Consider the following 26,016-nt stretch of genomic DNA (forward strand, 5'->3'; position numbering starts at 1 on the left):
TCTTGCACGACAGCCCTAGGCATAATGCGCCTGTACCCACAGGCGCATGACTCCCATGACACCACCCCTTCCGCGAAGACCCCGCTGGCGCAGCCTTGCGTTGTTGGCGTTGTGCCTCGCGCCGCTGCTGTGGCCGCTGGAACATCTGGCCGAGCGGTATTACCGCAGTGAACTGGCCGGGCAAAACCGCCAGACCCTCGATCTGTACGTCGCCAACCTGCTCGGCACCCTGCACCGCTATGAGGTGCTGCCGCAAATCCTCGGCGACCTGCCCGCCCTGCGTACCGTGCTGGATGCGCCCCACGTCAGCACCAACCTGACCAACGCCAACCGGCTGCTCAAGGACGTCGCCGCCCAGGCCGGTGTGGAAGTGATGTACCTGATGGACACCACCGGCAAAACCCTCGCCGCCTCCAACTGGGATAAACAGGACAGCTTTGTCGGCCGCAACTTCTCGTTTCGTCCCTATTTCAGCGAAGCCATGGCCGGGCACCTGGGGCGGTTTTTCGGCCTGGGCACCACCTCGGCCAAGCGCGGCTACTTCTTCGCTGCCGCCGTTCACGATGGCGATAAAATCATCGGCGTGCTGGTGGTCAAGGTTGACCTGGACCACACCGAAAGCCTGTGGGGCAACACGCCAGAACAACTGCTGGTGACCGACCACAACGGCGTGGTGATCCTCACTTCGCGCCCGCAATGGCGATTCCGCGCCACCCGTCCGCTGACCGCCGAGGAACGCCAGGCGATCATCGCGATCCAGCCCTACCCGACGCGCGACCCGCAGCCGCTGGCGCTGAGTCCCACAGCGTGGCTGCGCCAATCCACGGCCATCGCCGAAACCGGATGGACCGTGGAAATTCTCGCGCCGCGCTCATTGATCAATCGCCCGGTGCGCACCGTGGTGGCCGTCGGTGGCGCCGCGTTACTGGTGCTAATGCTGTTGCTGGGCTTGATGATGCAGCGCCGTCGGCATTACCTGGAGCGCATCGCGTTCGAAGCCAAGGCCCGACGCGAGTTGGAAGCTCGTGTGGTGGAGCGCACCAGCGACCTGGAAGGTCTGAACCGGCGCCTCAAACAAGAAGTGCTCGAGCGTGAACACGCCCAACAGGAACTGGTTCGCGCCCAGGATGACCTGGTGCAGGCCGGTAAACTGTCGGCGCTGGGGACCATGTCGGCGAGTATCAGCCACGAACTCAATCAGCCCCTCGCGGCGATTCGCAGCTACGCGGAAAACGCCGAGATCCTGCTCGACCATGAACGCACCAACGACGCACGGGGCAACCTCAAGCTGATCAGTGAACTGACGGGGCGCATGGCCTCGATTATTGCTCACCTGCGCGCGTTCGCCCGACGCGACCGCCACGCCCCGGAAAGCGTGGCCTTGCAACCGGCACTGGATGACGCGCTGGCGTTACTGGCCAAGCGGCGGCGGTCGATGGAGGTCGAGCTGATCCGTGACTTGCCGGAAGCCACCCTATGGGTGCAAGCCGGGGAAACGCGTCTGCGTCAGGTACTCGGCAACCTGCTGGCCAACGCCCTTGACGCCCTGACCGAAAAAGGCCCGCCGCGCAAACTCTGGTTGAGTGCCCAAACCACCGAACAGGGCGTCAACCTGTACATTCGCGACAATGGCCCGGGCTTTTGCATGGAAGCCCTGGGCCGGGCCAGTGAACCGTTCTACACCACCAAGACCCGCACCCAGGGCCTGGGGTTGGGCCTGGCGATCTGTGACACCTTGATGCGTGCCTTTGGCGGTGAACTGCTGTTCGCCAACCACAAGGAAGGCGGCGCACTGTTAACCTTGAAATTGCGTGCCGGCTCGCCGGGCGTCAGTCTGCAACCGTCCGAGGACCGCAGTGTATGAGTATCGATAACCAGATTCAGGTGGTGCTGATCGACGACGATCCCCACCTGCGTCAGGCCCTGTGCCAGACCCTGGACCTGGCCGGGCTGAAGGTCCTGACCCTGGGCGAAGCCACCGGCCTCACTGCGCGCCTGTCTCGCGACTGGCCGGGCGTGGTGGTCAGCGATATCCGCATGCCCGGCATGGACGGCCTGGAGCTGCTCGCCGAACTGCATGGCCAGGACCCTGAACTGCCGGTGCTGCTGATTACCGGCCACGGTGATGTGCCGCTGGCGGTGCAAGCCATGCGCGCCGGCGCCTATGACTTTCTCGAAAAACCGTTCGCCAGCGACGCCCTGCTCGACAGCGTCCGCCGCGCCCTGGCCCTGCGCCGTCTGGTGCTGGACAACCGCAGCCTGCGCCTGGCTCTCAGTGATCGCCAGCAACTGAGTACGCGCCTGGTCGGGCACTCCCCGCAGATGCTGCGTCTGCGCGAGCAGATCGGCGCCCTCGCAGCGACCCGCGCCGACGTGCTTATCCTCGGCGAAACCGGGGCCGGCAAAGAAGTAGTGGCCCGCGCGCTGCACGACCTGTCGAGCCGGCGTAGCGGACCGTTTGTGGCGATCAACGCCGGAGCCCTGGCCGAGTCAGTGGTCGAAAGCGAGCTGTTCGGCCATGAGCCCGGCGCTTTTACGGGCGCGCAGAAACGCCGTATCGGCAAGTTTGAATTCGCCAACGGCGGCACACTGTTCCTCGATGAAATCGAAAGCATGAGCCTGGATGTACAGGTCAAACTGCTGCGCCTGTTGCAGGAGCGCGTGGTTGAGCGCCTGGGTGGCAATCAGCTGATCCCGCTGGATATCCGCATTATTGCGGCCACCAAGGAAGACCTGCGCCAGGCCGCCGACCAGGGCCGCTTCCGGGCCGACTTGTATTACCGCCTCAACGTCGCGCCGCTGCGCATTCCGCCGCTGCGCGAACGTGGTGAAGATGCGCTGATGTTGTTCCAGCACTTTGCCGACGAAGCCAGCAGCCGCCACGGCCTGCCGCTGCACGAGCTGCAACCGGGCCAACGGGCGCTGCTGTTGCGTCACAGCTGGCCGGGCAATGTGCGCGAACTGCAAAATGCGGCGGAGCGCTTTGCCTTGGGGCTGGAGTTGGCACTCGATGCCACGGCGGACAATCCCGCCACCGGCGTCCTGACGTCCACACCCGGCGGCTTGAGCGAACAGGTCGAACAGTTCGAAAAAAGCCTGATCGCCGCCGAACTGACCCGCCCCCACAGTTCGGTCCGCAGCCTCGCCGAAGCCCTCGGCGTGCCGCGCAAGACCCTGCACGACAAACTGCGCAAACACGGCCTGAACTTCGCCGACAGCGCCAGCCACAACGCTGACGACGAATAAACCTGCCCACTCGCCAAGAGGCCATCATGAGCCGCGACAGCCGTTACCTGGAATCCATCCTTCATCACGACATCCCCCTCACCCGGGAGATGGGCCTCAAGGTGCTCGATTGGCAACACGACCAACTGCAGCTGCACCTGCCCTTGCAGGCCAATATCAACCACAAGAGCACGATGTTCGGCGGCAGCCTCTATTGCGGCGCCGTGCTGGCGGGTTGGGGCTGGCTGCACTTGAAACTGCGCGAAGAAGGCATTGAAGACGGGCATATCGTGATTCAGGAAGGGCAGATCAGTTACCCGCTGCCGGTCACGCGGGATGCAACGGTGGTGTGCCCGGCACCGGAAGAAACGGTGTGGAAGCGGTTTTGGGCGACGTACAAGCGCTATGGCCGGGCGCGGTTGACGCTGGAGACGTGGATCGTCAACGAAGGCAGTGCAGAACAGGCCGTGTCCTTCACCGGCCAATACGTCCTGCACCGCTAGAAGCCACAACACAAAACAACTGTGGGAGCTGGCTTGCCTGCGATAGCGGTAGATCAGTCACTGAAGCGGTGACTGTCAGAACCTTATCGCAGGCAAGCCAGCTCCCACATTTTGATTTTTTGAGGCCTTAGGAACGAGCCAGGGTCAGCAATCGCTCGCGCCACGCAGCCTTCGCCGGCAACGCCAAAAAGAACGGGTTCAACAACGAGGCCCGTGCCGGATAGCTGAACGGCTCGCCGCTCAATTCCAGCACCTCGCCCCCTGCGCCTTCCAGTACGCCCTGGGCCGCAGCGGTGTCCCATTGCGATGTTGGCGCCAGGCGCGGGTAGCAATCGGCGCTGCCCTCGGCCAGCAGACAGAACTTCAGCGAGCTGCCGATATTCGCCAGTTTCAATGCCCCAAGCCCTTCACTCAAACCGTCGAGCAGGCGTTCCTGTTCAGGGCTGGAATGGCGCCGGCTGGCGACCACGGTAAAGGACTCGCCCGCCGCCGGTGCCTCACGCACCTGAATCTGCTTGGGCGCGTCATTCACATCGGAGCGCCACGCCCCCAGCCCGGCACCACCGAAGTAGCAACGGCCACTGGTCGGCATCGACACCACACCGAACACCACACGGCCTTGCTCGATCAACGCAATATTGACGGTGAACTCTTCGCTGCCGGAAATAAATTCCTTGGTGCCATCCAACGGGTCCACCAACCACCAGCGCTGCCAGCCGGCACGCACGCTCAGATCGATATCAGCATCTTCTTCGGACAGCACCGGAATGCTCGGGTCGAGCGCGGTAAGGCCCGCCAGGATCAGGTGGTGAGCCGCCAGGTCCGCCGCCGTCACCGGCGAATCATCCGACTTGGCGGTAACGGCCACATCGGCGCGCCAAAACGGCAGAATCACTTCACCCGCCTGGCGAGCCAGCTCAATCACAGGGGCAATATACGGGTGGCCTAAAAACAGTTCGCTCATGCGGTAAACGCTCCACGCTGGGTCAACAGGTCTCGTACCAGATACAGTGCGGCCAGGGCGCGGCCTTCGCTGAACTGCTCGTTTTGCGCCAGTTGCGACAACTCGCGCAGGTTGACCCTGTCCACACGCATCGGCTCAGGCTCATCGCCTTCGAGGCGCTCTTCGTACAGTTCAGTGGCCAGCACCACCTGGATTTTCTGGCTCATATAGCCAGGCGACAACGACAGCTCGGTAATGTGCTCCAACTGTCGCGCGCCATAGCCGGCTTCTTCCTTGAGTTCACGGTCGGCTGCCGCCAGCACGTCTTCGCCGGGTTCGATCAACCCTTTGGGTAACGACAACTCATATTCGTCGGTGCCACCGCAGTATTCTTCCACCAGTAACGCATGGTCCTCGTCGATCATCGCCACGATCATCACCGCGCCGTAGCCGGCACCGCGGCCTACCAGGCGCTCGTAGGTTCGTTCAACGCCATTGGAAAAGCGCAGTTGCACTTCCTCCACGCGGAACAAACGGCTACTGGCGACTATTTCGCGGGCGAGTACGGTGGGTTTCTGGCGCATAAGCGGCTCCTTGGCGTGATCGGGTTACTATACCGTGGCTTTTCCGATTGTCTGTGTCGGATATCTTTACTTACATGAGAACGCCCCATGCCCTCTTTGCCCTGGCACGCCATCGACACCGTCCTGCTGGACATGGACGGCACCTTGCTTGACCTGCATTACGACAACCACTTCTGGATGGAGCACCTGCCCCAGCGCTATGCCGAGCTGCACGGCGTGACCCGGGCCATGGCCGAGATGGAATTGCAGCCACTGTTCGAGCGTAACGCCGGACAGTTGCAATGGTATTGCCTGGATTTCTGGAGCACGGAGCTGAAGATCCCGGTGCGCGAGCTCAAGCTGGAAACCGCCCACCTGATCGCCCTGCGCGCGGATGCGGATACGTTTCTGGCAGCGGTCAAACGGGCCGGCAAACGCGTCATCCTGATCACCAATGCACATCGTGATTCGCTGTCATTGAAACTGGAACGCATTGAGCTGGCGCCGTATTTCGAGCGGTTGATCAGCTCTCACGACTACGGTTTCCCCAAGGAAAACCTGCAGTTCTGGGATGCCCTGCAAGCCGATATCCACTTTGACCCGGCCCGCAGCCTGTTTATCGATGACACCTTGCCGATCCTGCGCAGTGCCCGGGATTTTGGCGTGGGGCATCTGCTGGCGGTGAAAGAGCCGGACAGTCAGAAAGGGCCGAAGGATACTGCGGAGTTTGCGGCGGTAGACGATTACCGGGACCTGATCGTCGGCCTTTAGATCGCATCGCGGGCAAGCCCGCTCCCACATTTGGAATGCACTCTCCTGTGGGAGCGGGCTTGCCCGCGATTGCCGTTACTCGGAGTGAGGCCTTACTCAGGAATACGCAGCGTCTGCCCTGGGTAAATTTTGTTCACATCTTTGAGCAGCGGCTTGTTGGCCTCGAAGATTTTGTTGTACTGGTTGGCGTTGCCATACACCGCCAGGGAAATCGCACTCAGGGTGTCGCCCTTTTTCACCACCACAAAACGGGCGGCGGCGACGACAGGGCCGGAGACGGTAATCTGGTCATCTACAGTGGCTACACCGGCAATATTGCCCGCCGCCAGAAGGATTTTTTCTTTCTCTTCCTGGCTGGCAACTTCACCCGTGATCGTCACCTTGTCACCGTCCACGGTGGCGTGAACGTTAGGGTTACCCAGCCCTACTGCTTCGATATGTTTTTTCAACTCATCGCTGGCGTTAGCGTTACCCGGCGTCAACAGATCGATCAGCTTTTCGCCTGCTTCTTTCACGAAACTAAAAAGACTCATGGTGTGCTCTCCTTGGGTTTGATTTCCAGATGCCAAAGACTAGACCAATCCCGCAGACTTGGGTTCCAGCCGACCAAAGACCCAAACGCGCTAGAATCCCACGCCATTAGTATAAGCCCGGAGCGAAGATGGACATCAAACAGTTGAAATTCCTCATCGCCCTCGACGAGACCCGGCACTTTGGCCAGGCGGCCGCGCGTTGCCATATCACCCAGCCGACCCTGTCGATGCGCCTGCGCAACCTCGAAGAAGAACTGGACTTGCAACTGGTCAACCGTGGCCAGCGCTTCGAAGGCTTCACCGCGCCGGGCGAGCGCGTCCTGGCATGGGCACGCACCGTACTGGCGGCCTACGACGGCTTGCAGGCCGAAGCGGCGGCCTGTCGCGGCAATCTCGTGGGTACGTTGCGCCTGGGTGTGGTGCCGCTGTCGAGCTTCGATCCCCTGGCGTTGATGCAGCAACTGCACAAAGAACACCCGAACCTGCGCTTTGAGCTCTCGGCATTAAGCTCTGAACAAATCCTCGAACAGCTGGCGAGCAATCGCCTGGACCTCGGTGTGTCGTATCTGGAGCGCCTCGACAACGAGCGCTTCGACTCGCTGGCGCTGGGCGAAACCCGCATGGGGCTGCTCTACGACCAACGGTTTTTCAGCTTCGGCGACAGGCCGTTGAGTTGGGAAGCACTGATTGAATTGCCGTTGGGCATGCTCACCAGCGGTATGCACTTTCGTCAGTCAATCGACCACAACTTCCACAGCCGTGGGCTCAACCCGCAGCCTTTGTTACAAACCGATGCGGTGCATCAATTGTTACAAGCCGTGCACGGCGGCCTATGTTGCGCCGTGATGCCGCTGGACGGTGGCCTCGACGCCCTGACCGAACACCTGCGTCTGCAACCGATTGAAGATGCTCACACCCTGGCGCGACTGGGGCTGATCATGCGCCGTAGCGCACCCCGCTCCGCACTGGCCGAAGCCTGTTTCGCGCTGTTTCAAAAATCGCAAATCGAACCTTGATCGACGCCATCTATCGGTAGATCAGTACTGGCAATTAGACGCGACCCTTTGTCGCGCCTAGTCTAAACACTGATCAATCCCCCGGTGGTACTGCCCCATGGAAGCCAAGCGCCCAGTCTGCGCGGCGCCCGCCCCTGAAACGCCCGCGCCCGCCGCCAGTCAGAGCTACCAGTTTTGCAACCTGGAACACACTGAAGTCGCCAGCACTGCATTGGCGGAAGAAGTGGCGTTAGCGATTGCCTATAACGACATCAGCCAAGCCGTGATGCTGGTGACGCCGACGGATCTGGAAGACTTCATCGTCGGTTTCAGTATCGGTAGTGGCATTATTGCCGACGTTAGCGACATTTATGACCTGAAACTCAGCGGTTCGGGTTCTGCCCAATACGCCCAGATTCAGATCTCCAGCCGTGCCTTCTGGAACCTCAAGCAGCAACGCCGCCAGTTGGCAGGCACCAGTGGCTGTGGTTTGTGCGGTGTGGTGGCGGTGGAACAAGCGTTGCCAGACCTTCAGGTGCTGCCCGGCGCACCGTTGCCGCCCGCCGAATGGCTCGACGGCCTGCGCCAGCGCATCAGCGCGTTCCAGCCCTTGGGCCAGTACAGCGGCGCGGTGCATGCGGCGGTATTTATGAACAACCAGGGCGAGTTGCTGATGGGCCGTGAAGACATCGGCCGGCATAACGCCCTCGACAAGTTGATCGGCGCACTGATCCGCCAAAAAATTCCGACCGACGGCAGCCTGGCAATCGTTACCAGCCGCTGCAGCCTCGAACTGATCCAGAAAGTTTTGCGCGCAGGCATCCAGACTCTGGTCAGCCTGTCGTCGCCTACCGGCCTGGCCGTGCAATGGGCCCGCCGCCACAACCTCAATCTCATCCACCTGCCGCAGAAAAGTGCGCCGCGGGTCTACAGCCCTGCGATGGAGAACCAGCCATGAGCCTGCACCACCAAGCCGACGAAACCCCAAAGCCGCGCTACAAGCCCTACAAAGGCCCGGCCGGCGGCTGGGGCGCACTGATCAGCGTGGCGCAGGCCTGGCTGACCAGCGACAACGCGCTGAAAAACCTGCGCATGATGCTCAAGACCAACCAGAACGGCGGCTTTGACTGCCCGGGCTGCGCGTGGGGCGACTCGCCAGAAAGCGGTGTGGTCAAATTCTGCGAAAACGGCGCCAAGGCGGTCAACTGGGAGGCCACCAAACGCCGTGTGGATGCTGCCTTCTTCGCCAAGCACAGCGTCACTGCGCTGCTGGAGCAGAGCGATTATTGGCTGGAGTACCAGGGCCGCCTGACCGAACCGATGCGCTATGACGCCGGGACCGATCGCTATACGCCGATCAGTTGGGAAGCGGCATTCGACCTGGTCGGCAAACATCTCAACGCCTTGCCAAGCCCGGACATGGCCGAGTTCTACACCTCGGGCCGCGCCAGCAACGAAGCGGCGTACCTGTATCAGCTGTTTGTGCGCGCCTACGGCACCAACAACTTCCCGGATTGTTCGAACATGTGTCACGAGGCCAGCGGCGTGGCCCTGGCGCAAAGCGTGGGCGTCGGCAAAGGCACCGTGACCTTTGATGACTTCGAACATGCCGATGCGATTTTCGTCTGGGGCCAGAACCCCGGGACTAACCACCCGCGCATGCTCGAGCCGCTGCGTGAAGCGGTGAAACGTGGGGCCCAGGTGGTGTGCATCAACCCACTCAAAGAGCGCGGGCTGGAACGCTTCCAACACCCACAACACCCGCTGGAAATGCTCACCAACGGCGACAAGCCGACCAACACCGCTTATTTCCGCCCGGCCCTGGGTGGCGACATGGCCATCCTGCGCGGCATGGCCAAGTTCCTGCTGCTGTGGGAGCGCCAGGCCCAGGCCGAAGGCAAAGAAGCTGTGTTCGACCACGACTTCCTCAACGAACACACGGCCAATGTGCTGGATTACCTCGGCCAGATCGACGACACCTCGTGGGATGAGATCGTCGCGCAGTCCGGCCTGACCCTGGTTGAGCTTGAGCAAGCGGCGCGCATGTACGCCAAAGGCAAGAACGTGATCATGTGCTGGGCGATGGGCATCACCCAGCACCGCCACTCGGTGCCGACCATCCAGGAAATCGCCAACCTGATGCTGCTGCGCGGCAACATCGGCCGCCCAGGCGCAGGCCTGTGCCCGGTGCGCGGCCACAGTAACGTGCAGGGCGACCGCACCATGGGCATCAACGAACGCCCACCGGTGGCATTCCTTGATTCGCTGGAGCGTCGCTTCCAGTTCCAGGTGCCCCGCCACAATGGCCACAACGTGGTGGAAGCGATCCACGCCATGCTCGAAGGCCGCTCCAAGGTGTTTATCGGCCTGGGCGGCAATTTTGCCCAAGCCACGCCGGACAGCCCGCGCACCTTCGAAGCGCTGCGCAGCTGCGACCTGACCGTGCAGATCAGCACCAAGCTCAACCGCAGCCACCTGATGCACGGTAAAGACGCGCTGATCCTGCCGTGCCTGGGCCGTACCGACATTGATATCCAGGCCGATGGCCCGCAAGCCGTCACCGTGGAAGACTCGTTCAGCATGGTTCACGGCTCAAATGGCCAACTGCAACCCCTGTCGAAGCTGATGAAGTCCGAGCCTGCCATCCTCGCGGGCATCGCCGCCGCGACCCTGGGCAGCAAACCGGTGGACTGGAACTGGCTGGTGGCCGACTACGGGCGCATCCGCGACCTGATCGCCGACACCATCCCAGGCTTCAAAGACTTTAACGAGAAGATCAAACACCCGGGCGGCTTCTACCTGGGCAACTCCGCCGGCGCACGCCGCTGGAACACACCTTCGGGCCGCGCCAACTTCCGCCCGAACGTGCTGCCCAAAGACCTGATCCACGAACGCACCCACGCCACGGGCCGGGTGCCGGACCTGATCATGCAATCGATGCGCTCCCACGATCAGTACAACACCACCATCTATGGCCTGGACGACCGCTACCGTGGGGTCAAGGGCCAGCGTGACGTGTTGTTCGTCAACGAGGCCGACATCATCCGCCTCGGCTTCAAGCCGGGGCAGAAGGCCGACATCGTGTCGCTTTGGGAGGACGGCCGTGAGCGCCGCGTGAAAGGCTTCACCTTGCTGGCATTCGATATCCCGGCAGGCCAGGCTGCCGCCTACTATCCGGAAGTGAACCCGCTGGTGCCACTGGAAAGCACCGGGGATGGCAGCCATACACCGACGTCGAAATTTGTGGCGATTCGATTGGAAGCGGCAAGTGCGACCGGTTTGATCATGGCGCGCTCGGCCTGATTGGGATTGTTGTGCTGTGCTGGCTGGTTGTGGCGAGCGGGCTTGCCACAACCAGCAAGCCGTCACACATACTTTTTGCGAGGCACAAAAAAGGCCGCTTTTGCATAAAAGCGGCCGTTCCGAAGTAGTTAAAGACTCGCAAAAACCACTTAAGTTCCCCATAAAAAACAGCAACTTAGCAAATTGTATACAACCTGTACCACTGGTCGGTTTTCGATTGTCAGTGTCTCGATACAACCTCAGGATCGCGCCGTCATCCTCTTGAGGTCTCTCTATGAAGTTCTCCTCGATTCTCTTGTTGTCCCTTGGCCTGGTCAGTGGCGCAGCCATGGCCGGTGGCACCACCGAAGCCGGTGTGGGCGGCGCATTGGGCGGGGTTTTAGGTTCAGTTGTCGGCCAGCAGATGGGTGGTAACACCGGCTCGGCCATAGGCGCAGCCCTGGGTGGCGCGGGTGGCAGTGCGGTGGGTGCCGACAAACGCAGCCGTGGCGAAGCCGCTATCGGTGGCGCATTGGGCGCGGCCGGTGGCAACGTGGTGGGCCGCAGCATGGGCGGCAGCACGGGCAGCCTGATCGGCGCAGCCGCCGGCGGTGGTGCGGGCGGCGCGCTGGGCAACTACATGGGCAACAAGAGCGATGACGAAGACCGTCGTTATCGCGGGCGGGACAACCGTCGTTATGACCGTGACGACCATCGCGGCCGCGGCCATGCTTATGGGCATCGCAAGAACAAACATCATTACCGTGATCGGTAAGCCCGCAGTCTAAAGACAACTGCAGGCCCATGTGGGAGCGGGCGTGCCCGCGATAGCACAGCGTCAGGCGACACATCTCAACCTGACCCGCCGCCATCGCTGGCAAGCCCGCTCCCACATTTAATCTCCATTGAGCACAATGGCGGTGTCAGGCCACCAACCGCTGCAACGCCTCGCGCAACATCCCCGGAATCGCCACCGGCTGGTTCGACGCCCGATCCACAAACACATGCACAAAGCGCCCCGCCGCGCAGGCTTCCTCTTCGCCTGCCTTGAACACCGCCAACTCATACTGCACCGAGCTGTTACCCAGCTTACCCACCCGCAGGCCAATTTCTATGCGGTCTGGAAAGGCGATCGACGCGAAATAATCGCACGCCGAACTCACCACAAATCCCACCACCTCACCGTCATGAATGTCCAACCCACCGTGTTCGATCAAGTAGGTATTCACCGCCGTGTCGAAGAAGCTGTAGTAGGTGACGTTATTCACATGGCCATACACGTCGTTGTCGTGCCAACGCGTGATGATCGGCTGGAAGTGACGGTAATCGGCGCGCAAGGGCATTGAGTCAGGCATGTGCAGGTCTCACGAAAGTGGATTTACAGATCATTCAAATGACACTCAGCCCACTCACGCACCTCGGCGTAGGGGTAGTCTTCCAGCGCAGCAAAACCGGGAATCCCCCGCGCCTTCAGCTTGGTAAACAACGGCACGCTGATACCCCCCAGGAACCGTGTCAGCCGCTCCGCACCCGGCAGTTGCCCGGTGTGTTCATGATGCCTGTGGATAAAGTCACCGCACAGGCCCATGAAGTTTTTATCCACAAGCCGCGGCAAACTCGGCGGTGCAGGCAAGTGGGCTACATGGCCGTGGCACACCGAACAATGCCCACACCGCAAGGGGGCATTTTCATCGCCAAAGTACTTGGCCAAACGCTGTCCGAGGCAATGCTCGGTCGCAAAAAGCTCGAGCATGGCGTGAATTCGCGCCACCTCCGTCACTTCGTGCTGCTTGAAGCCTGTGTATAACTCTTCGCTCAATGCCTGCGGATCGAAGTCGGTATTCAGCAAGCTGTAGACCTCAGTCATCTGCTTGCTTTCCAGCTCGATCAAGCCCTGTTCCTGGAAGTAATCCAGCGCCTTCACTACACGGCTGCGCTCAGCATTGTGCTGCTGATACAGAGCGTCGAAATCCACAGTCGCCCAGGTCCTGGCGCGATTACACACCTGGATAATCGCCGCGACAAACTGCTGCCGCTCACCCGAAAAACGCGCCAACAAGGCCTCGGGCTCGATCAGGTATTTGAAACGGTATTCGGCGTAAAACGCGTAGCGCGGCGCGATCACGCCCTTGAGCTCCAACTGCACCAGCAACGTCTTGAGCGGCAGCTCGCGGATGTTGCTGTGGTCCGACAGCGACCTCAGCAAGAACTCCCATTGCCCATCGCCCCGCGCCGCCTGCAACTCCTCCAGCACACGGCAAATGCCCGACTGCTCCGGCGTGTCGCCGTAGACAAAGTTTTCCAGCACATTGAGGCTGTCGCGGTTGGCCAACACCAGGCAGTCGGACGGCTGCCCATCACGCCCTGCGCGGCCGATCTCCTGGCTGTAGTTCTCGATGGACTTGGGCAGGTCGAAATGCACCACGTTGCGGATGTCACTCTTGTCGATGCCCATGCCAAACGCGATGGTGGCAACGATGCAATTGGAGCGCCCGCCCATAAAGCGTTGCTGGATACCCTCACGTTTATCGTGGGCCAAGCCGGCGTGATAGGCCTCGGCCTGGATGCCATTGCGGTTCAGGTGCTCGGCAATCTGCTCGGCGGTTTTTTGCAGGGTGACGTAAACGATGCTCGGTTGATTGGCTCGCTCGCTCATCCAGGCGACCAGGCGCCGACGCTTATCCACACCGGCAACCGGCTCCACCAGCAAGTTGAGGTTGGGCCGGTAGAAGCCTGTGGTGATGACATCGTCCGGCGCAATGGCGAACTTCGCCTGCATGTCGGCAATCACCTTGGGCGTGGCCGTGGCTGTCAGCAGCAGGGCCTGCGGGATATTGAACTGGCGCTGGTAGTCCGGCAGCTTCAAATAGTCCGGGCGAAAGTTATGACCCCATTCGGAAATACAGTGCGCCTCGTCCACCACCAGCAAGGAGATCTGCACGCTTTGCAGGAAATGACGGAAACGCTCGTTCTTCAAACGCTCCACGGAAATCATCAGGATTTTCAGCTCGCCCGAACGGGCGCGGGCCATCACGTCATTGGCGTCATCGCGGCTCTGGGCCGAATCGATACTGCCAGCTGAAATGCCGTGGCGTTTCAAGAAGCCCAATTGGTCCTGCATCAACGCCAACAGCGGCGACACCACCAACGTCAGGTGCGGCAACAATACCGCCGACAGCTGATAACACAGGGACTTGCCAGAGCCGGTGGGGAAGATCGCCGCCGCTGAACGACCGGCCAGCACCGCACTGACCGCTGCTTCCTGGCCCAAACGAAACTGTGGATAACCAAAGACCTGTTGGAGGGTGTCGTGCATAAGCTGTCACTCCGTTGACCGCTGAACGAGCCCAAACCATAGACCAGCGTGTTCAGCGAATCGAGAAAGGTCGCAAGGAAAAAAGAGACAGGATGATACACAGGCTGAGGCATGGCCTAGGGCCGAAGTGGGAGTGTTAACTCGATATTGTGAGAAGAATACAAACCAAATGTGGGAGCGGGCTTGCCTGCGATGGCGGTGTGGCAGTCGACATAAGTATCAACTGAACCACCGCCATCGCGGGCAAGCCCGCTCCCACACTTTTAGACCTGCGCTATGGCTGAATCAGCGGTTCTGCACGCGCTCAATCGCAGTGTCATACACCGGGTTGGCCTTTTGCTCTTTCGCCAACTGGTAGTGACGCAAGGCATCCGAGAATTGCCCCGCTGCTTCGTAGATCCGCGCAATGTTGTAGTAGGCGCCTGCCCGTACGGTCGCTGCATTCGCGCCGGTCGCCAGGGCGATCGCCTTACGGTTGGCCCAGATCGACTCGGCGGTGTTGCCGGCTTTCTGATACGCCAGGCCGAGGTTGCCGTAGGCCTTCCCGAAACCATTGTCCAGATCGATGGCCTGACGGAACAGGTCAATCGCCTGGTCGAGGTTACCGGCCTGGTAAGCCGCTTCACCTTGCACGTTCAGACGCTTCGCATCGGTCTGTGCGGAAGAGCTGACAGCTACCGCCGTGACCGCCACGCTGTCATCCAGCAACCCCTTCACTTCATTGAGCACGTTCGGGGCATCAACCGTCACACCGCTGAAATTGTTGATGTCCTGGAAATCGCCACTGCCGGTCATGCGGAACACGGTCCACAGGTTACCGCTGCGGTTCTTCGGCACGTAATAAGTGCGCACCAAGGATTGACCCATGTAGACAAACACCTTGGCGTCGCTGTTGGACAGCTGGCGCGAGCCTGGATTGCCGCTGTTGGTGAAGTCATGCACGGCATAGACGTAGCTTTCGCCGTAGTGCTTTTTCTGCAGGGTGATGGTTTCCGGGCCATAGCTGTCGGTGTCATCCACATCCAGCTCGGCGTCGGTGCCTTTCTGGTTGCCGAAGAAGATGTTGTTGCCCGGGAAAATCATGTGGGAGTCGAGGTCTTCCGGGGTTTTACCCCAGGTCAGCACGACGCGCAGGCCGTCGAGGTTTTCCATCACCGGGCTGACGGCGTACGTCATGCCTTTGCAAGGGCACTTCACCACCAGGTTGGAATAGCCGGGCTTTTTGATGATCAGCAGATTGCTGGCATCATCGGCGGCTTCGCTGGTGAGGGTCACCTGGCCTTGAGCGTTGGTGCGGCCCACCACGTTTTGTGCGCCGTTGCGTTGCAGCAGCACTTCGGCGTCGGCGATTTTCTGGTCCTTGACCACCGCACTCAGCACCTCGATCGGCAACTGTTCGGCCTGGATCGAAAAAGCCACCGCACACAATGACATCGCCGAGGCGATACGAAGCAAACCCATGCTTAACTCCCTTTAAGTGGTGGGCGGAATCGCCCGACAAGATTTTGCGGTGCAACATACGCTGAATTCGGTGGGTTGGCGTTTTTTTTGTGCGGAATGTGACGTGGTTTTTATCTCGCCTGCCCCCGCAAGCATTGCGCTACAATTGAACATTGCGACCCAGGAGTACGCTGCAATGAGCGAACCGACGTTTGAGCAAAAACAGGATCACTACCACAAGATCCGCCGTTCCAATTATCTGGCCAGCCTGCGCCTGGAAGGGTTCGACACCCAACCGGCCGACGTCGACAAACCCTTGCCGACCCGCGAAGCCGTTCTTGCCAAGTACCGCAAAACCCCACACTGATGCTCGACAAATACGGGGTGGGCCAGGACCCATACTGCTATCCCGATAGCAGCATCCTGCGCAACCGCCTCGATTTGCGCGACGAATCACTCCTGCATCAAGCCGAGCGCGAATTATCTGAAATCGCCGTAGGCAACCTCCCGCTCTACCCACCGCCCTACGATCTCAGCCGGCTGCAACACATACACCGCACCCTGTTCGGCGATATCTACGACTGGGCTGGTGAGCTGCGCAGCGTCAACATCCAGAAAGGCGACACCCTGTTCTGCACGCCGGAACGCATTCCGCCGGAAGCGACGAAAATCATCCAGTCTATGGAACAGGCCAACTGGTATATCGGTGCGAACCAGGCCGAACTGGTGCAGTTGATTGCCGAGGCTTATGGCGACCTCAATGTCATCCACCCTTTTCGTGAAGGCAACGGCCGGGCGCAGCGGATTTTATTCGAGCAGATCATTGTGAATGCCGGTTTTTCAGTGAACTGGTGGCTGGTGAAACACGCGGCGTGGATACCGGCGAACATTGATGCGGTGGCGTGTGATTATCGGGGGCTGGAGGCGATTTTTGAGCGGTGTATCAGTAAACCAGTCAGTGCTTGATCGAATCACCACCTGTTAAACCATCTGTTTATTGCTCGAAATAACGCTCACTTCTAAGGTTTGGCCCATCGCTGCCAATTCAGCGATCGGGTTTGGTCACTCGAAAACAGCACACATAAGTGCCACTACCTGCCTTGCGAACGTCTATCGTCTCGTAATGCACTGCTATGGCGGCTGTGTGTGGGACGTCTTCGGACGTGTCGGAGTGCTGTTTCCGGCTGGCCAACCCGCGCACAGTCCGCCACCCACCGTTTGGCCACGGTGATGTCGGTTACCTAACAGCAAACCGAGTACCTTCAAATGCAAATACCTGAAACGATGGATCGCTATCGTCAGCTACGCACCAATTTCACCGACACTCACCCTCTCATCATCGACACCGAAGCCACCGCCGAAGACATCCAGTCCGCCGCACACCAGCGCATCCGCGCTGCCTCCGACTTACTGGAAACCTTCACCTGCCTGACCTACGAACACGCTGACCTCAACGATATTTCCCACATCATTAACGCCTTGTACCTGCTCGTGCAGGATGGCTGTGATCTGCTGGAAGCGGCGCAACACGTTCAACTGCAACCGGCAGCCGATAACCCACCACAACCAAGCCAGCCACTGAGCTAAACCTGTGGGAGCTGGCTTGCCTGCGATAGCGGTATATCAGGCTATATTTCTGCACCTGACACACCGCAATCGCGGGCGAGCCCGACTCCCACATTGAATGGGTGTTGACCAAAAAATCACTGTCAAACCGAAAATGTCGGACAGCCCTGTGGGAAGCCGCTAAATACAGCGTAGTCCTCTTCCTAAACTGCTTAAAACACCTGCTCCGCCCTCTACATAACCCCCCTTCGCATGACCGAAACTAGCGCCCTCTCAACTGCCCCGGCAAAAATCCGTGAACCTCGAAAGGACTCAATACATCGGCCACTACGGCGTCACCCTCACAGTGACTCGCCTTAACGTTTTACCCACCCACAAGCACGCTTTGGCAAACCTGTGTTTGTTAGAAGCGGGTACTTCGGCAAACGAAGTGCGCTATCGACTGGTGAATCTCCACGAAAAGATGTTCGCCCGTGATTTGCCTTGCAAGATGACAGTCGCGATCTCCAAACCCCTGAGCCGACAACAAGCTGATCTGCTCAACGAGCGCGGGACCATCGTCACCTTACTGTTGGCTGGGGCCTTCAGCGTTCCCATTCACCCGCTTTCGAAACCTGTAGCACGCGTTGTCGGCGTCACAGTGGATCTAATCATCAAAAACATCATTATTGACATGCTCTACCAAGCCGTCAAAGCCAAACGCTGGAACACACAGGCACTCGAAGCAAGGAGATTTCAAGCGTCATGAATATCGTCCTGCAAATAGCCTGTTTCTTCGGTTTTTACCTTGTACTGCATTACCAAATCACTGACGCTATTCTGAGAAAACGCCTTGCAGTCACATGCCTCGTAACCGGCCCAGCATTGACGTTCTTATTACCCTACGTGGCAGTAATCCTCAGAATGCCCTTCCTCCCTATCTTCGTATTCTTGAGGCTTGGCACTCTTCATCACCCGCAACAAATACCGACTAAAACGCAACCCTCTCCCTCACCCACTCCCGCGTGCGCCCACCATGAACCTGGCCCCCAACTTCCCCGAAGACCCCGCGATGCAGCAGCTTCTGCAATTGCTGCACGAAGAAATCGGCCTGCCGAAACACAAGACCCTTCGCCTCGGCACCTCAATCAACTTCGACCTTGGCTGCGACCGCGCCGAGGCCAAGCAATTCATGGAGGCGTTGGAGCAGGATTTTGCGGTCGACCTGGGCGACTACGACGCTTATCGTTACTTCCAGCCGCCGGTGTTTGATGTGTTCTTGAAGCACCGCGCCAAAGGGCGTGGCGATAAGGTGCCACTGACTATTGGCATGCTCTACCTGGCCATCAAAACTCACAGCTGGGACACGCAAACCCTGGAAAACCTCAGCTGAACCCAAGAACGCTGAGCGTCAAATGTGGGAGCGGGCTTGCTCGCGAAAGCATCACCTAGGTAGGGCTGACACACCGAGTCGCCTGCATCGCGGGCAAGCCCGGCTCCCCCATTGAAGCTGCGGTCATCATAACGAGGACCTTACATGGACGTAATAATGGGCCTGCTGGCCGCCCTGCTCTGGGGCGGCACGGATTTCCTCGTGGGTCTCAATGCCCGCGCCGTGGGCGTTAAACGCGCGGTGTACTTCGGCCAGGCCCTCGGCTTTTTGATCATGACCGTGCTGCTGGTCATCTTCCCGGCGTTCCTTTTCAAATCCCTGAATGCCCCGTTGAGCGTCTGGCTCATGGGCATTACGGCCGCACTGCTCACCGTCTCCGGGGCCCTTGCGCTGTCCAAGGCCTTCGCCCTGGGCAAAGCCGCCATCGTCGCGCCACTGGTGACCTCTTACGGCGTGGTCACCACGCTACTGTCCTGGGCCAGCGGCGAACACATCAGCCTGATCCAGCTCGGTTGCATCGGTCTGTGCGTCATCGGCGTGATCCTCTCCAGCCTTCACAAGGACAACGGCGTGCCCCACAACAACCCGCGCCTGTCCATCGCCTACGCCATGCTTGCAGCAACGCTGTACGGCACCAGTTTCTGGTTGCAAGGCCGCTACACGCTGCCCGCGCTGGGGCCGGTTACCATGTTGTGGCTGGGTTACCTGGTGGGCCTGTGCGTACTGGTGATGATGGTGCTGAAAATAAAGGACGGCCTGAAGATTCCGCCACTGAAAAACTGCGCCACCTTGACCGGTGCGAGTTTGATGAACCTGGGCGGGTTCTCGGCATTTTCGTGGGGGGCGATGGCCGGGTCGGTGTCGGTGGTGACGGTGATCAGCACGCTGTCGGGCGGAATCGCGGCGATGCTGGGGTTTGTGTTTTTCAAGGAGCGGTTGTCAGCGGTGCAAGTCTTGGGCGTAGCGTTAGTGCTGGTCGGTGCAGTGGTTTTGCACATCGCCGACTAACGCTTGCGCACAAAAAAGCCGCCCACGAGGGGCGGCTTTTTTAAAACAACCGAACCTTACAACTTAGGCCCAGCCGCCTTGATCGCATCGCTCACGTCAAACTTCTTGAAGTTCTCGGTGAACAGACCCGCCAGAGCTTTCGCCGCTTCGTCGTAGGCCGCTTTGTCGGCCCAGGTGTTGCGTGGGTTCAACAGGCCAGTCTCAACGCCCGGCACCGTCAATGGCACGTCGAGGTTGATGGTGTCGAGGTGTTCGGTTTCAGCACCGATCAACGCGCCGCTCTGGATCGCTGCGATAACGCCGCGAGTGGTCGGGATGTTGAAGCGCTTGCCGACGCCGTAGCCACCGCCGGTCCAGCCGGTGTTGACCAGGTAGACCTTGGAGCCGAAGCCGCGGATGCGCTTGATCAGCAGCTCAGCGTATTCGCCAGCTGGGCGTGGGAAGAACGGCGCGCCGAAGCAGGTGGAGAAGGTCGACTTGATGCCGCTGCCGGAACCCATTTCAGTCGAGCCCACCAGTGCGGTGTAGCCGGACAGGAAGTGGTAAGCCGCTTGTTCTTCGCTGAGGATCGACACTGGGGGCAGTACGCCAGTCAGGTCGCAGGTCAGGAAGATGACTGCGTTTGGCTCCCCGCCCAGGTTCTTCTCGGAACGCTTGGCAACGTGTTCCAGCGGGTAGGCGGCGCGGCTGTTCTGGGTCAGGCTGACATCGGTGTAGTCGGCGTGCTTGGCATCGTCGATCACCACGTTTTCCAGCACGGCGCCGTGCTTGATGGCTTTCCAGATGACGGGCTCGTTCTTCTCGGAGAGGTCGATGCACTTGGCATAGCAACCGCCTTCGATGTTGAACACTACGCCTTCGCCCCAGCCGTGTTCGTCGTCACCGATCAGGTAACGGCTTTCGTCGGCCGACAAGGTAGTTTTACCGGTGCCCGACAGACCGAAGAACAGAGTCACGTCGCCTGCTTCGCCGATGTTGGCGGCGCAGTGCATTGGCAGCACGTCGGCGGCCGGCAGCAGGAAGTTCTGCACCGAGAACATGGCTTTTTTCATTTCACCGGCGTAACGCATGCCGGCGATCAGCACTTTCTTCTGGGCGAAGTTGAGGATGACGCAACCGTCGGAGTTGGTGCCGTCACGCTCTGGCACGCACTCGAAGTTGGCCACGTTAAGCACTTGCCACTCGTCACGACCCGCCGGATTGTACTGGGCTGGGTTGATGAACAGGCAACGACCGAACAGGTTCTGCCAGGCAGTCTGGGTGGTCATTTTCACGGCCAGGTAGTGGTCTTCTGCAGCCCCTACGTGAACGTGGGAAACGAAATGCTCTTGCGCGTTGTTGAAAGCCTCGACGCGAGCCCACAGGGCATCGAACTTGTCGGCCGGGAACTTGCGGTTGATCGGGCCCCAGGCGATTGCGTCCTGGGTGGAAGGCTCTTCCACGATGAAACGGTCGACCGGAGAACGGCCGGTACGGTGACCGGTTTCTACGACCAGCGCGCCAGTATCGGCAAGCACGCCTTCACCGCGCTGCAGGGCTTCTTTAACCAGATCGTCAACACTCAGATCGGTGTATACGGCGTTATTGGCTTGCGTCATGAGGTTCCCCGTCGGCCTATGGCCGAGTGCTCCAAACGTTTTGTAGTAGAAAGTTGCGCACTACTACCGCGAAAAAAGTGGGCCGGATTATGCCAGAAAAGCCCAAAAAAAGTAGGGCCCTCCCGTCAGAACTGCGCTAATCCGGCGTTTGTCAGGTGATTTACCTGTGCTTAAACGTTTTAGTGGCGGGTGTCAGAAGGGGTATCGATGCCTGCGCCAGCGAATAATTGGGCGACATCGGCGGCATCGAACAGGTAGCGCTGGTTGCAGAACTGGCAGTCGATCTCGATATTGCCGCCGTGCTCCACTACCAGATTCTGCGCATCTTCCAGGCCCAGGCTGACCAAGGCATTGGCCGAGCGCTCACGGGAGCAACTGCAACGGAAGCGCAGGCCCTGTGCGTCGAACAGGCGCACGGCCTCTTCGTGGTAAAGGCGGTGCAGGATGGTTTCGTTGTCCAGGCCCAGCAGCTCTTCAGCGGTCAGGGTACCGGCCAGGGCGGTCAGCTTGCGCCAGCTGTCGGTGCGCTCGTCGTCGTCCTTGATGCGGTCGGCAGGCAGTTGCTGCAGCAACAGGCCACGGGCGCGCTTGCCGTCGGCATTGAGCCAGAACTTGGTGCCGACTTGCTGGGACATCACAAAATAGTTGGTGAAGCAGTCCGACAGGGTCTCGCCGTCGAGGTCGACAATGCCCTGGTAACGCTGGCCTTCCGTCGGGTCAACGGTGATCGCCAGCACGCCGTTGGCCATCAGGTCGGACAGGGTGGCGTCCGGCGCGATCAGGTCGGCGTCGTAACGGGCCAGGCCACGGATTTCACGCTCGCTGGAACATTCGATCATCAGCATCGGCACCGGGCCTTCGGAGCGGGCCTGCAGAATCAGCAAACCGTCGAACTTCATGGTGCCCACCAGCAGCGACGCCGCCGCCATCAACTCTCCGAGCAGTTGCGCGACCGGCTCCGGATAGGGGTGCTTGGCAAGGACTTCGGCATAGCTGCGCTCCAGCGAGACCAGTTCGCCGCGGGCGTCGTTCTCGTCGAAGATGAAGCGTTGGGTGAAGTCGGTATCCGGTAGATCAGTCATAGGTCTGGTATCTGAATTGATGACAAATTAATTACAAGGTTTATAGAATTAAACGCTTTAGCACCATTTTGGTGCGGTTTTCTAGAGCAGTGAGGGACAGTTTATGAACAATCCGGGTTTGTTCCAAGCCAAGTGGAACCTCGGGGGATGGGCCTTTTGCAATCTACTCGCTATCGGGCTGCTGTGTTTTTGGCTGTGGCCCACGGGGCAGATGCTGTGTGTGGTATTCGACGAATGGCTGTTTCATCTGTTCAACGACCCGCTGGCAAGCAATTCAGTGTGGTTGCATGTGTGGGCTGTTGCCAGTTTGCGGCCATTCGACGCGGTAGTCGGGGTGATTTTGCTGATGCTGCTGATACGCGGTGACTGGGTGTTCAAGGCCGTTCAAGTACGCCAGGCATTTTTTGGCTTTTTCGGTATTTTGCTGCTGTTGCTGTTTATCCGCATGCTCTTTTCCAAACTGGTGGCGCAGATGGGCTGGCAGCACAGCAGCCCGTCGATGGTGATCGCTGGCGCGGTTCATATGAGTGACTATTTCCCCGGCCTGGAGAAAACCTGGGAGTTGAAGGACCGTTCCAGCCAGAGCTTCCCGGGCGATCATGCTTCGGTGTTGTTGATCTGGGGCCTGTTCATGACGGTGTTTGCCAAGCGAATCGGCCAGGTGCTGGTGATCTGGGGCCTGACGCTGTTGTTCATGATGCCGCGATTGGTGGCGGGCGCGCATTGGGGACAGGACGATTACATCGGCGGAGTGCTACTGGCGTTGTTGGCGCTGGGCTGGGGGTATTACACGCCGTTTGCAGCGAAGGTATCGGACGCTTTGTTGCGGCTGACGGCACCGATCTTCGGGTTGCTGGGTAAGCTGCCAGTAGTCGGGCGATTGAGCGTCATACGCACAGCCGCCTGAAGCAGTCGATTCAGGTGGGAGCTGGCTTGCCGGCGATAGCGGCGAGTCAGTGACTGGGAGACTGGCTGACCTGATGCTATCGCAGGCAAGCCAGCGCCCCCGTTTGATCGCCATGTTGCTGGAGATTTGCACGATCAATCATCATTGCCGCTGCCGCGAAATTTGAACAAATCGCGACGCTGCTTCTTGCTCGGTTTGCCATCCGTGGTCATGCCGGTAGCCCCCGCCTTGCGCATGGCCGCTGCTTTTTCGCGCTTGGCGATGCTGGCTTCGGTTTCGGTGTACAGCGCCTGCGCTTCGGGTGCTCCACGGCGCACGACGGAAAGCGCCTGCACGACGACGGTCTTTTCATCAAAGCCCACACGAATCTGCAGTTCATCACCGACGCGCGGCTCCTTGCCAGGCTTGCAGCGTTCACCGCGATGGTGCACCTTGCCACTCTCAATGGCGGCCTTGGCCAAGGCACGGGTTTTAAAGAAACGCGCGGCCCACAGCCACTTGTCCAAACGGACCTTTTCTTCCTCTTCCTGCTTTTGAGCCACTTGAATTCCTCGCTCTGAAAAATGTCGCAACTTTACCGTTGAAGTCCTTCGACGCATAAACCCCAACGCTCGCCTAAGATACGCCAGGCACCAACCCTGTTTTTGCGAGGATACGCCGTGACCGACTTTCCCACTTCACTCACCTCGCCCAACCAAGGTTGCGTAGGCTGCCAGCAAAGCGAACCCTTGGGTTTTGATTTTTCGTTCGCCTATCAGCCTATCGTAGACCTTCGGGATCATTCGATCTTCGCCCACGAAGCCTTAGTGCGAGGCCCCAGCGGCGAAGGGTCGTTGTCAGTGCTGAGTCAGGTCAACGCAAGCAACCGTTATCGCTTCGACCAACGCTGCCGCACCCAGGCGATCGCCGGCGCCTCCGCCTTGGGGATGCAAACCAATCTTTCGATCAATTTCATGCCCAATGCCGTTTACCGACCGGAGCTGTGCATTCGCAGCACCCTTGAGGCGGCCCGCGCGCATAATTTCCCAGTGAATCAGCTGATTTTCGAAACACTGGAAAGCGAGCATGTAGATAACTATCGCCATTTGACCAATATTCTGCGTGAATACCGCGAATTCGGCTTCAAGACCGCCATCGACGATTTCGGCGCGGGCTATTCGGGGCTGAACCTGCTGGCTGATTTCCAACCTGACTTGATCAAACTCGACATGGCGCTGATTCGCGATGTCGACCAGGATCGTGTCCGCCAGGTAATCGTCCAGGGGATTGTCACAATCTGTGAGCAGTTGGGCGTTACTGTCATTGCCGAAGGTATCGAAAGTGCCGGCGAGCGTGACTTCCTGTCCGACTGCGGAATATTTCTGATGCAGGGTTATTGGTTCGCCAAGCCTGCATTCAAAGCCCTGGCCGAGGTTTCACCCAAGGCCTGGGCGAACTGACCGGTTACCCATATTGAAGACATTTGACCATTTGACCGTTGTCGGTCTGCGTGAGTGGGTGGCGCTTCCCGACTTGGGAGTGGCTGGCCTGCGCGCGAAGATCGACACCGGTGCCAGCACCTCGAGCCTGCACGCGACCGAGATCGAGCCGTTTGAGCGCGACGGAGAGAAGTGGGTGCGCTTTACCGCGCACTTGGGCAGCGTGGTGCAACTGCGTCACCGCCGTTGCGAGGCGCCGCTGGTGACGATGAAAACCATCAAGAGCTCCAACGGCCACGCGCAGGTGCGCTATGTGATCAGCACCACCCTGGCGATGGGTGATCGGGTGTGGCGGGTGGAGTTCACCCTCGCCTGCCGCAAGGCCATGCGTTACCGCCTGCTGCTGGGCTCCAAGGCTTTGATTGACGGCCATCTGGTGGTCAATCCCGGCGTCAAGTACGTTCAAGACAAGCCGGTGTTCCCGGTCTCTACTATTTCTGCCCCAGGTGCTGCATGAAGATTGCTGTGCTGTCGCGAAACCCGCGTCTGTATTCCACCCGCCGCCTGGTCGAGGCCGGCACCGAACGTGGCCATGAAATGGTGGTGATCGACACGTTACGTGCCTATATGAACATTGCCAGCCACAAGCCGCAGATCCACTACCGGGGCAAGCCGCTGGAAGGCTTCGATGCGGTGATCCCACGGATCGGCGCCTCGGTGACGTTCTATGGCTGCGCGGTGTTGCGCCAGTTCGAAATGATGGGGGTCTCGCCCCTCAATGAATCGGTGGCCATCGCCCGCTCGCGGGACAAGCTGCGCTCACTGCAGTTGCTGTCGCGTCGCGGGATCGGCCTGCCGGTGACCGGTTTTGCCCACTCCCCCGATGACATCCCCGACCTGATCGAAATGGTCAACGGCGCGCCGCTGGTGATCAAGGTGCTCGAAGGCACCCAGGGCATCGGCGTGGTGCTGTGCGAAACCGCAACCGCAGCCGAGTCGGTGATCGAGGCGTTCATGGGCCTCAAACAGAACATCATGGTGCAGGAGTACATCAAGGAAGCCGGCGGTGCGGATATCCGTTGCTTCGTGGTGGGCGACAAGGTGATTGCGGCGATGAAACGCCAGGCCAAGCCAGGGGAATTCCGTTCCAACCTGCACCGTGGCGGCAGTGCCAGCCTGATCAAGATCACCCCGGAAGAACGTATGACTGCGCTGCGGGCAGCCAAGGTGATGGGGTTGAGCGTAGCGGGTGTGGATATCTTGCGTTCCAACCACGGGCCATTGGTGATGGAAGTGAATTCATCGCCGGGCCTGGAAGGGATCGAGACCACCACCGGGAAGGATGTGGCGGGGATCATCATTCAGCATCTGGAGAAGAGTGGTGGGCCGAATATGACCAGGACCAAGGGCAAGGGCTGATACGCAGAAAGTTTTGGCACCCTTTAAAAACAAATGGGGAGCTGGCTAGCCAGCTCCCCATTTGATTTGAGTTGT

Annotated in this window: 27 protein-coding genes; 18 read left to right on the forward strand and 9 right to left on the reverse strand. The window is 59.7% G+C overall.

Translation table 11 applies throughout. The annotated features are described in order from the left end of the window. The first annotated feature begins 55 nt into the window (after positions 1–55). Genes ACDZ94_RS07130 through ACDZ94_RS07140 form a run of 3 tightly spaced genes read left to right on the forward strand, consistent with a single transcriptional unit; the run spans position 56 to position 3,728 of the window. On the forward strand, positions 56–1,864 hold the full coding sequence (locus ACDZ94_RS07130; protein ID WP_064450216.1) for a sensor histidine kinase: 1,809 nt from the start codon (positions 56–58) through the stop codon (positions 1,862–1,864). Further along, positions 1,861–3,246 (forward strand): sigma-54-dependent transcriptional regulator, encoded by a 1,386-nt coding sequence (locus ACDZ94_RS07135; protein WP_064450215.1) that lies wholly within the window; start codon positions 1,861–1,863, stop codon positions 3,244–3,246. Before ACDZ94_RS07130 ends, ACDZ94_RS07135 begins: the two co-directional genes overlap by 4 nt. A gap of 26 nt (positions 3,247–3,272) precedes the next feature. Continuing rightward, positions 3,273–3,728 carry a thioesterase domain-containing protein gene (locus tag ACDZ94_RS07140; protein WP_432751247.1) on the forward strand — a complete coding sequence of 152 codons (456 nt, stop codon included), beginning with the start codon at positions 3,273–3,275 and terminating at the stop codon, positions 3,726–3,728. A 127-nt stretch (positions 3,729–3,855) separates the two neighbouring features. On the opposite strand, the gene cysQ is transcribed toward ACDZ94_RS07140, so the two are convergent. Together cysQ and nudE are read right to left on the reverse strand one after the other, a co-directional pair. Beyond that, positions 3,856–4,692, reverse strand: coding sequence for a 3'(2'),5'-bisphosphate nucleotidase CysQ (cysQ, locus tag ACDZ94_RS07145; protein ID WP_432751248.1), 837 nt, complete (start codon positions 4,690–4,692; stop codon positions 3,856–3,858). Then, positions 4,689–5,255, reverse strand: a complete 567-nt coding sequence (gene nudE, locus ACDZ94_RS07150; RefSeq protein WP_064450212.1) for an ADP compounds hydrolase NudE — start codon at positions 5,253–5,255, stop codon at positions 4,689–4,691. The genes cysQ and nudE overlap by 4 nt, the downstream gene beginning before the upstream one ends. Before the next feature lie 87 nt (positions 5,256–5,342). Here nudE and yrfG point away from each other — a divergent pair, with 87 nt between their 5' ends. Next, a complete protein-coding gene (gene yrfG, locus ACDZ94_RS07155; RefSeq protein ID WP_064450211.1) occupies positions 5,343–6,005 on the forward strand; it encodes a GMP/IMP nucleotidase in 663 nt (220 codons plus the stop codon). 92 nt (positions 6,006–6,097) lie between these two features. Here yrfG and lysM read toward each other — a convergent pair whose 3' ends face one another. Then, positions 6,098–6,538: a peptidoglycan-binding protein LysM gene (gene lysM, locus ACDZ94_RS07160; protein ID WP_053253809.1), complete on the reverse strand. Its 441-nt coding sequence runs from the start codon at positions 6,536–6,538 to the stop codon at positions 6,098–6,100. A gap of 128 nt (positions 6,539–6,666) precedes the next feature. Between lysM and ACDZ94_RS07165 the strand changes: the two genes are divergently transcribed. From ACDZ94_RS07165 to ACDZ94_RS07180, 4 genes are all read left to right on the forward strand, one after another. Further along, a complete protein-coding gene (locus tag ACDZ94_RS07165) occupies positions 6,667–7,554 on the forward strand; it encodes a LysR family transcriptional regulator (RefSeq protein WP_432751249.1) in 888 nt (295 codons plus the stop codon). A gap of 97 nt (positions 7,555–7,651) precedes the next feature. Beyond that, on the forward strand, positions 7,652–8,491 hold the full coding sequence (gene fdhD, locus ACDZ94_RS07170) for a formate dehydrogenase accessory sulfurtransferase FdhD (protein WP_432751250.1): 840 nt from the start codon (positions 7,652–7,654) through the stop codon (positions 8,489–8,491). Further along, on the forward strand, positions 8,488–10,836 hold the full coding sequence (locus tag ACDZ94_RS07175; RefSeq protein ID WP_432751251.1) for an FdhF/YdeP family oxidoreductase: 2,349 nt from the start codon (positions 8,488–8,490) through the stop codon (positions 10,834–10,836). Before fdhD ends, ACDZ94_RS07175 begins: the two co-directional genes overlap by 4 nt. A 274-nt stretch (positions 10,837–11,110) precedes the next feature. Next, positions 11,111–11,590 carry a glycine zipper domain-containing protein gene (locus ACDZ94_RS07180; RefSeq protein WP_064450207.1) on the forward strand — a complete coding sequence of 160 codons (480 nt, stop codon included), beginning with the start codon at positions 11,111–11,113 and terminating at the stop codon, positions 11,588–11,590. 148 nt (positions 11,591–11,738) lie between these two features. Here ACDZ94_RS07180 and ACDZ94_RS07185 read toward each other — a convergent pair whose 3' ends face one another. The 3 genes from ACDZ94_RS07185 to ACDZ94_RS07195 all read right to left on the reverse strand — a co-directional run bounded on the left by ACDZ94_RS07185 (position 11,739) and on the right by ACDZ94_RS07195 (position 15,592). After that, on the reverse strand, positions 11,739–12,170 hold the full coding sequence (locus ACDZ94_RS07185; protein ID WP_064450206.1) for an acyl-CoA thioesterase: 432 nt from the start codon (positions 12,168–12,170) through the stop codon (positions 11,739–11,741). Between the two features lie 23 nt (positions 12,171–12,193). Continuing rightward, positions 12,194–14,131, reverse strand: coding sequence for a RecQ family ATP-dependent DNA helicase (locus ACDZ94_RS07190; RefSeq protein ID WP_407015948.1), 1,938 nt, complete (start codon positions 14,129–14,131; stop codon positions 12,194–12,196). Positions 14,132–14,416: 285 nt separating this feature from the next. Next, positions 14,417–15,592, reverse strand: a complete 1,176-nt coding sequence (locus ACDZ94_RS07195) for a tetratricopeptide repeat protein (protein ID WP_432751252.1) — start codon at positions 15,590–15,592, stop codon at positions 14,417–14,419. Positions 15,593–15,767: 175 nt separating this feature from the next. Between ACDZ94_RS07195 and ACDZ94_RS07200 the strand changes: the two genes are divergently transcribed. From ACDZ94_RS07200 to ACDZ94_RS07225, 6 genes are all read left to right on the forward strand, one after another. Then, positions 15,768–15,938, forward strand: coding sequence for a YhfG family protein (locus ACDZ94_RS07200; RefSeq protein ID WP_096236773.1), 171 nt, complete (start codon positions 15,768–15,770; stop codon positions 15,936–15,938). Continuing rightward, positions 15,938–16,537: a putative adenosine monophosphate-protein transferase Fic gene (locus ACDZ94_RS07205; protein ID WP_432751253.1), complete on the forward strand. Its 600-nt coding sequence runs from the start codon at positions 15,938–15,940 to the stop codon at positions 16,535–16,537. The genes ACDZ94_RS07200 and ACDZ94_RS07205 overlap by 1 nt, the downstream gene beginning before the upstream one ends. Before the next feature lie 300 nt (positions 16,538–16,837). Beyond that, positions 16,838–17,158, forward strand: a complete 321-nt coding sequence (locus tag ACDZ94_RS07210) for a hypothetical protein (protein WP_064450202.1) — start codon at positions 16,838–16,840, stop codon at positions 17,156–17,158. Positions 17,159–17,432: 274 nt separating this feature from the next. Then, positions 17,433–17,885 (forward strand): hypothetical protein, encoded by a 453-nt coding sequence (locus ACDZ94_RS07215; protein WP_432751254.1) that lies wholly within the window; start codon positions 17,433–17,435, stop codon positions 17,883–17,885. A 267-nt stretch (positions 17,886–18,152) separates the two neighbouring features. Further along, a complete protein-coding gene (locus tag ACDZ94_RS07220) occupies positions 18,153–18,509 on the forward strand; it encodes a DUF1493 family protein (protein WP_432751255.1) in 357 nt (118 codons plus the stop codon). A 144-nt stretch (positions 18,510–18,653) separates the two neighbouring features. After that, positions 18,654–19,517 carry an EamA family transporter gene (locus tag ACDZ94_RS07225; protein ID WP_432751256.1) on the forward strand — a complete coding sequence of 288 codons (864 nt, stop codon included), beginning with the start codon at positions 18,654–18,656 and terminating at the stop codon, positions 19,515–19,517. A gap of 56 nt (positions 19,518–19,573) precedes the next feature. Here the strand turns inward: ACDZ94_RS07225 and ACDZ94_RS07230 are convergent, their stop codons facing one another. Next, the gene (locus ACDZ94_RS07230) at positions 19,574–21,115 is read right to left on the reverse strand and encodes a phosphoenolpyruvate carboxykinase (RefSeq protein WP_259763210.1); all 1,542 of its coding nucleotides are present in this window, start codon (positions 21,113–21,115) and stop codon (positions 19,574–19,576) included. A gap of 179 nt (positions 21,116–21,294) precedes the next feature. Further along, positions 21,295–22,197 (reverse strand): Hsp33 family molecular chaperone HslO, encoded by a 903-nt coding sequence (gene hslO / locus ACDZ94_RS07235; RefSeq protein WP_064450197.1) that lies wholly within the window; start codon positions 22,195–22,197, stop codon positions 21,295–21,297. A gap of 103 nt (positions 22,198–22,300) precedes the next feature. Here hslO and ACDZ94_RS07240 point away from each other — a divergent pair, with 103 nt between their 5' ends. Next, the gene (locus ACDZ94_RS07240) at positions 22,301–23,104 is read left to right on the forward strand and encodes a phosphatase PAP2 family protein (protein WP_432751257.1); all 804 of its coding nucleotides are present in this window, start codon (positions 22,301–22,303) and stop codon (positions 23,102–23,104) included. Positions 23,105–23,238: 134 nt separating this feature from the next. Here ACDZ94_RS07240 and ACDZ94_RS07245 read toward each other — a convergent pair whose 3' ends face one another. Beyond that, positions 23,239–23,646, reverse strand: a complete 408-nt coding sequence (locus tag ACDZ94_RS07245; RefSeq protein WP_064450195.1) for an RNA-binding S4 domain-containing protein — start codon at positions 23,644–23,646, stop codon at positions 23,239–23,241. Positions 23,647–23,763: 117 nt separating this feature from the next. Between ACDZ94_RS07245 and ACDZ94_RS07250 the strand changes: the two genes are divergently transcribed. From ACDZ94_RS07250 to rimK, 3 genes are all read left to right on the forward strand, one after another. Beyond that, the gene (locus ACDZ94_RS07250; RefSeq protein ID WP_432751258.1) at positions 23,764–24,543 is read left to right on the forward strand and encodes an EAL domain-containing protein; all 780 of its coding nucleotides are present in this window, start codon (positions 23,764–23,766) and stop codon (positions 24,541–24,543) included. Between the two features lie 79 nt (positions 24,544–24,622). Beyond that, the gene (locus tag ACDZ94_RS07255; RefSeq protein WP_432751489.1) at positions 24,623–25,039 is read left to right on the forward strand and encodes an ATP-dependent zinc protease family protein; all 417 of its coding nucleotides are present in this window, start codon (positions 24,623–24,625) and stop codon (positions 25,037–25,039) included. Beyond that, positions 25,036–25,941 carry a 30S ribosomal protein S6--L-glutamate ligase gene (rimK, locus tag ACDZ94_RS07260; protein ID WP_003213178.1) on the forward strand — a complete coding sequence of 302 codons (906 nt, stop codon included), beginning with the start codon at positions 25,036–25,038 and terminating at the stop codon, positions 25,939–25,941. Before ACDZ94_RS07255 ends, rimK begins: the two co-directional genes overlap by 4 nt. The last annotated feature ends 75 nt before the right edge of the window (positions 25,942–26,016 follow it).

The organism is Pseudomonas sp. UBT (genome assembly GCF_050915955.1).
GTDB classification, from domain to species: domain Bacteria; phylum Pseudomonadota; class Gammaproteobacteria; order Pseudomonadales; family Pseudomonadaceae; genus Aquipseudomonas; species Aquipseudomonas antarctica_A.

Coding starts and splice junctions, on each gene's coding strand:
- ACDZ94_RS07130 (WP_064450216.1), top strand. CDS start 56: ATGACACCACCCCTTCCGCGAAGACCCCGCTGGCGCAGCCTTGCGTTG.
- ACDZ94_RS07135 (WP_064450215.1), top strand. CDS start 1,861: ATGAGTATCGATAACCAGATTCAGGTGGTGCTGATCGACGACGATCCC.
- ACDZ94_RS07140 (WP_432751247.1), top strand. CDS start 3,273: ATGAGCCGCGACAGCCGTTACCTGGAATCCATCCTTCATCACGACATC.
- cysQ (WP_432751248.1), bottom strand. CDS start 4,692: ATGAGCGAACTGTTTTTAGGCCACCCGTATATTGCCCCTGTGATTGAG.
- nudE (WP_064450212.1), bottom strand. CDS start 5,255: ATGCGCCAGAAACCCACCGTACTCGCCCGCGAAATAGTCGCCAGTAGC.
- yrfG (WP_064450211.1), top strand. CDS start 5,343: ATGCCCTCTTTGCCCTGGCACGCCATCGACACCGTCCTGCTGGACATG.
- lysM (WP_053253809.1), bottom strand. CDS start 6,538: ATGAGTCTTTTTAGTTTCGTGAAAGAAGCAGGCGAAAAGCTGATCGAT.
- ACDZ94_RS07165 (WP_432751249.1), top strand. CDS start 6,667: ATGGACATCAAACAGTTGAAATTCCTCATCGCCCTCGACGAGACCCGG.
- fdhD (WP_432751250.1), top strand. CDS start 7,652: ATGGAAGCCAAGCGCCCAGTCTGCGCGGCGCCCGCCCCTGAAACGCCC.
- ACDZ94_RS07175 (WP_432751251.1), top strand. CDS start 8,488: ATGAGCCTGCACCACCAAGCCGACGAAACCCCAAAGCCGCGCTACAAG.
- ACDZ94_RS07180 (WP_064450207.1), top strand. CDS start 11,111: ATGAAGTTCTCCTCGATTCTCTTGTTGTCCCTTGGCCTGGTCAGTGGC.
- ACDZ94_RS07185 (WP_064450206.1), bottom strand. CDS start 12,170: ATGCCTGACTCAATGCCCTTGCGCGCCGATTACCGTCACTTCCAGCCG.
- ACDZ94_RS07190 (WP_407015948.1), bottom strand. CDS start 14,131: ATGCACGACACCCTCCAACAGGTCTTTGGTTATCCACAGTTTCGTTTG.
- ACDZ94_RS07195 (WP_432751252.1), bottom strand. CDS start 15,592: ATGGGTTTGCTTCGTATCGCCTCGGCGATGTCATTGTGTGCGGTGGCT.
- ACDZ94_RS07200 (WP_096236773.1), top strand. CDS start 15,768: ATGAGCGAACCGACGTTTGAGCAAAAACAGGATCACTACCACAAGATC.
- ACDZ94_RS07205 (WP_432751253.1), top strand. CDS start 15,938: ATGCTCGACAAATACGGGGTGGGCCAGGACCCATACTGCTATCCCGAT.
- ACDZ94_RS07210 (WP_064450202.1), top strand. CDS start 16,838: ATGCAAATACCTGAAACGATGGATCGCTATCGTCAGCTACGCACCAAT.
- ACDZ94_RS07220 (WP_432751255.1), top strand. CDS start 18,153: ATGAACCTGGCCCCCAACTTCCCCGAAGACCCCGCGATGCAGCAGCTT.
- ACDZ94_RS07225 (WP_432751256.1), top strand. CDS start 18,654: ATGGACGTAATAATGGGCCTGCTGGCCGCCCTGCTCTGGGGCGGCACG.
- ACDZ94_RS07230 (WP_259763210.1), bottom strand. CDS start 21,115: ATGACGCAAGCCAATAACGCCGTATACACCGATCTGAGTGTTGACGAT.
- hslO (WP_064450197.1), bottom strand. CDS start 22,197: ATGACTGATCTACCGGATACCGACTTCACCCAACGCTTCATCTTCGAC.
- ACDZ94_RS07240 (WP_432751257.1), top strand. CDS start 22,301: ATGAACAATCCGGGTTTGTTCCAAGCCAAGTGGAACCTCGGGGGATGG.
- rimK (WP_003213178.1), top strand. CDS start 25,036: ATGAAGATTGCTGTGCTGTCGCGAAACCCGCGTCTGTATTCCACCCGC.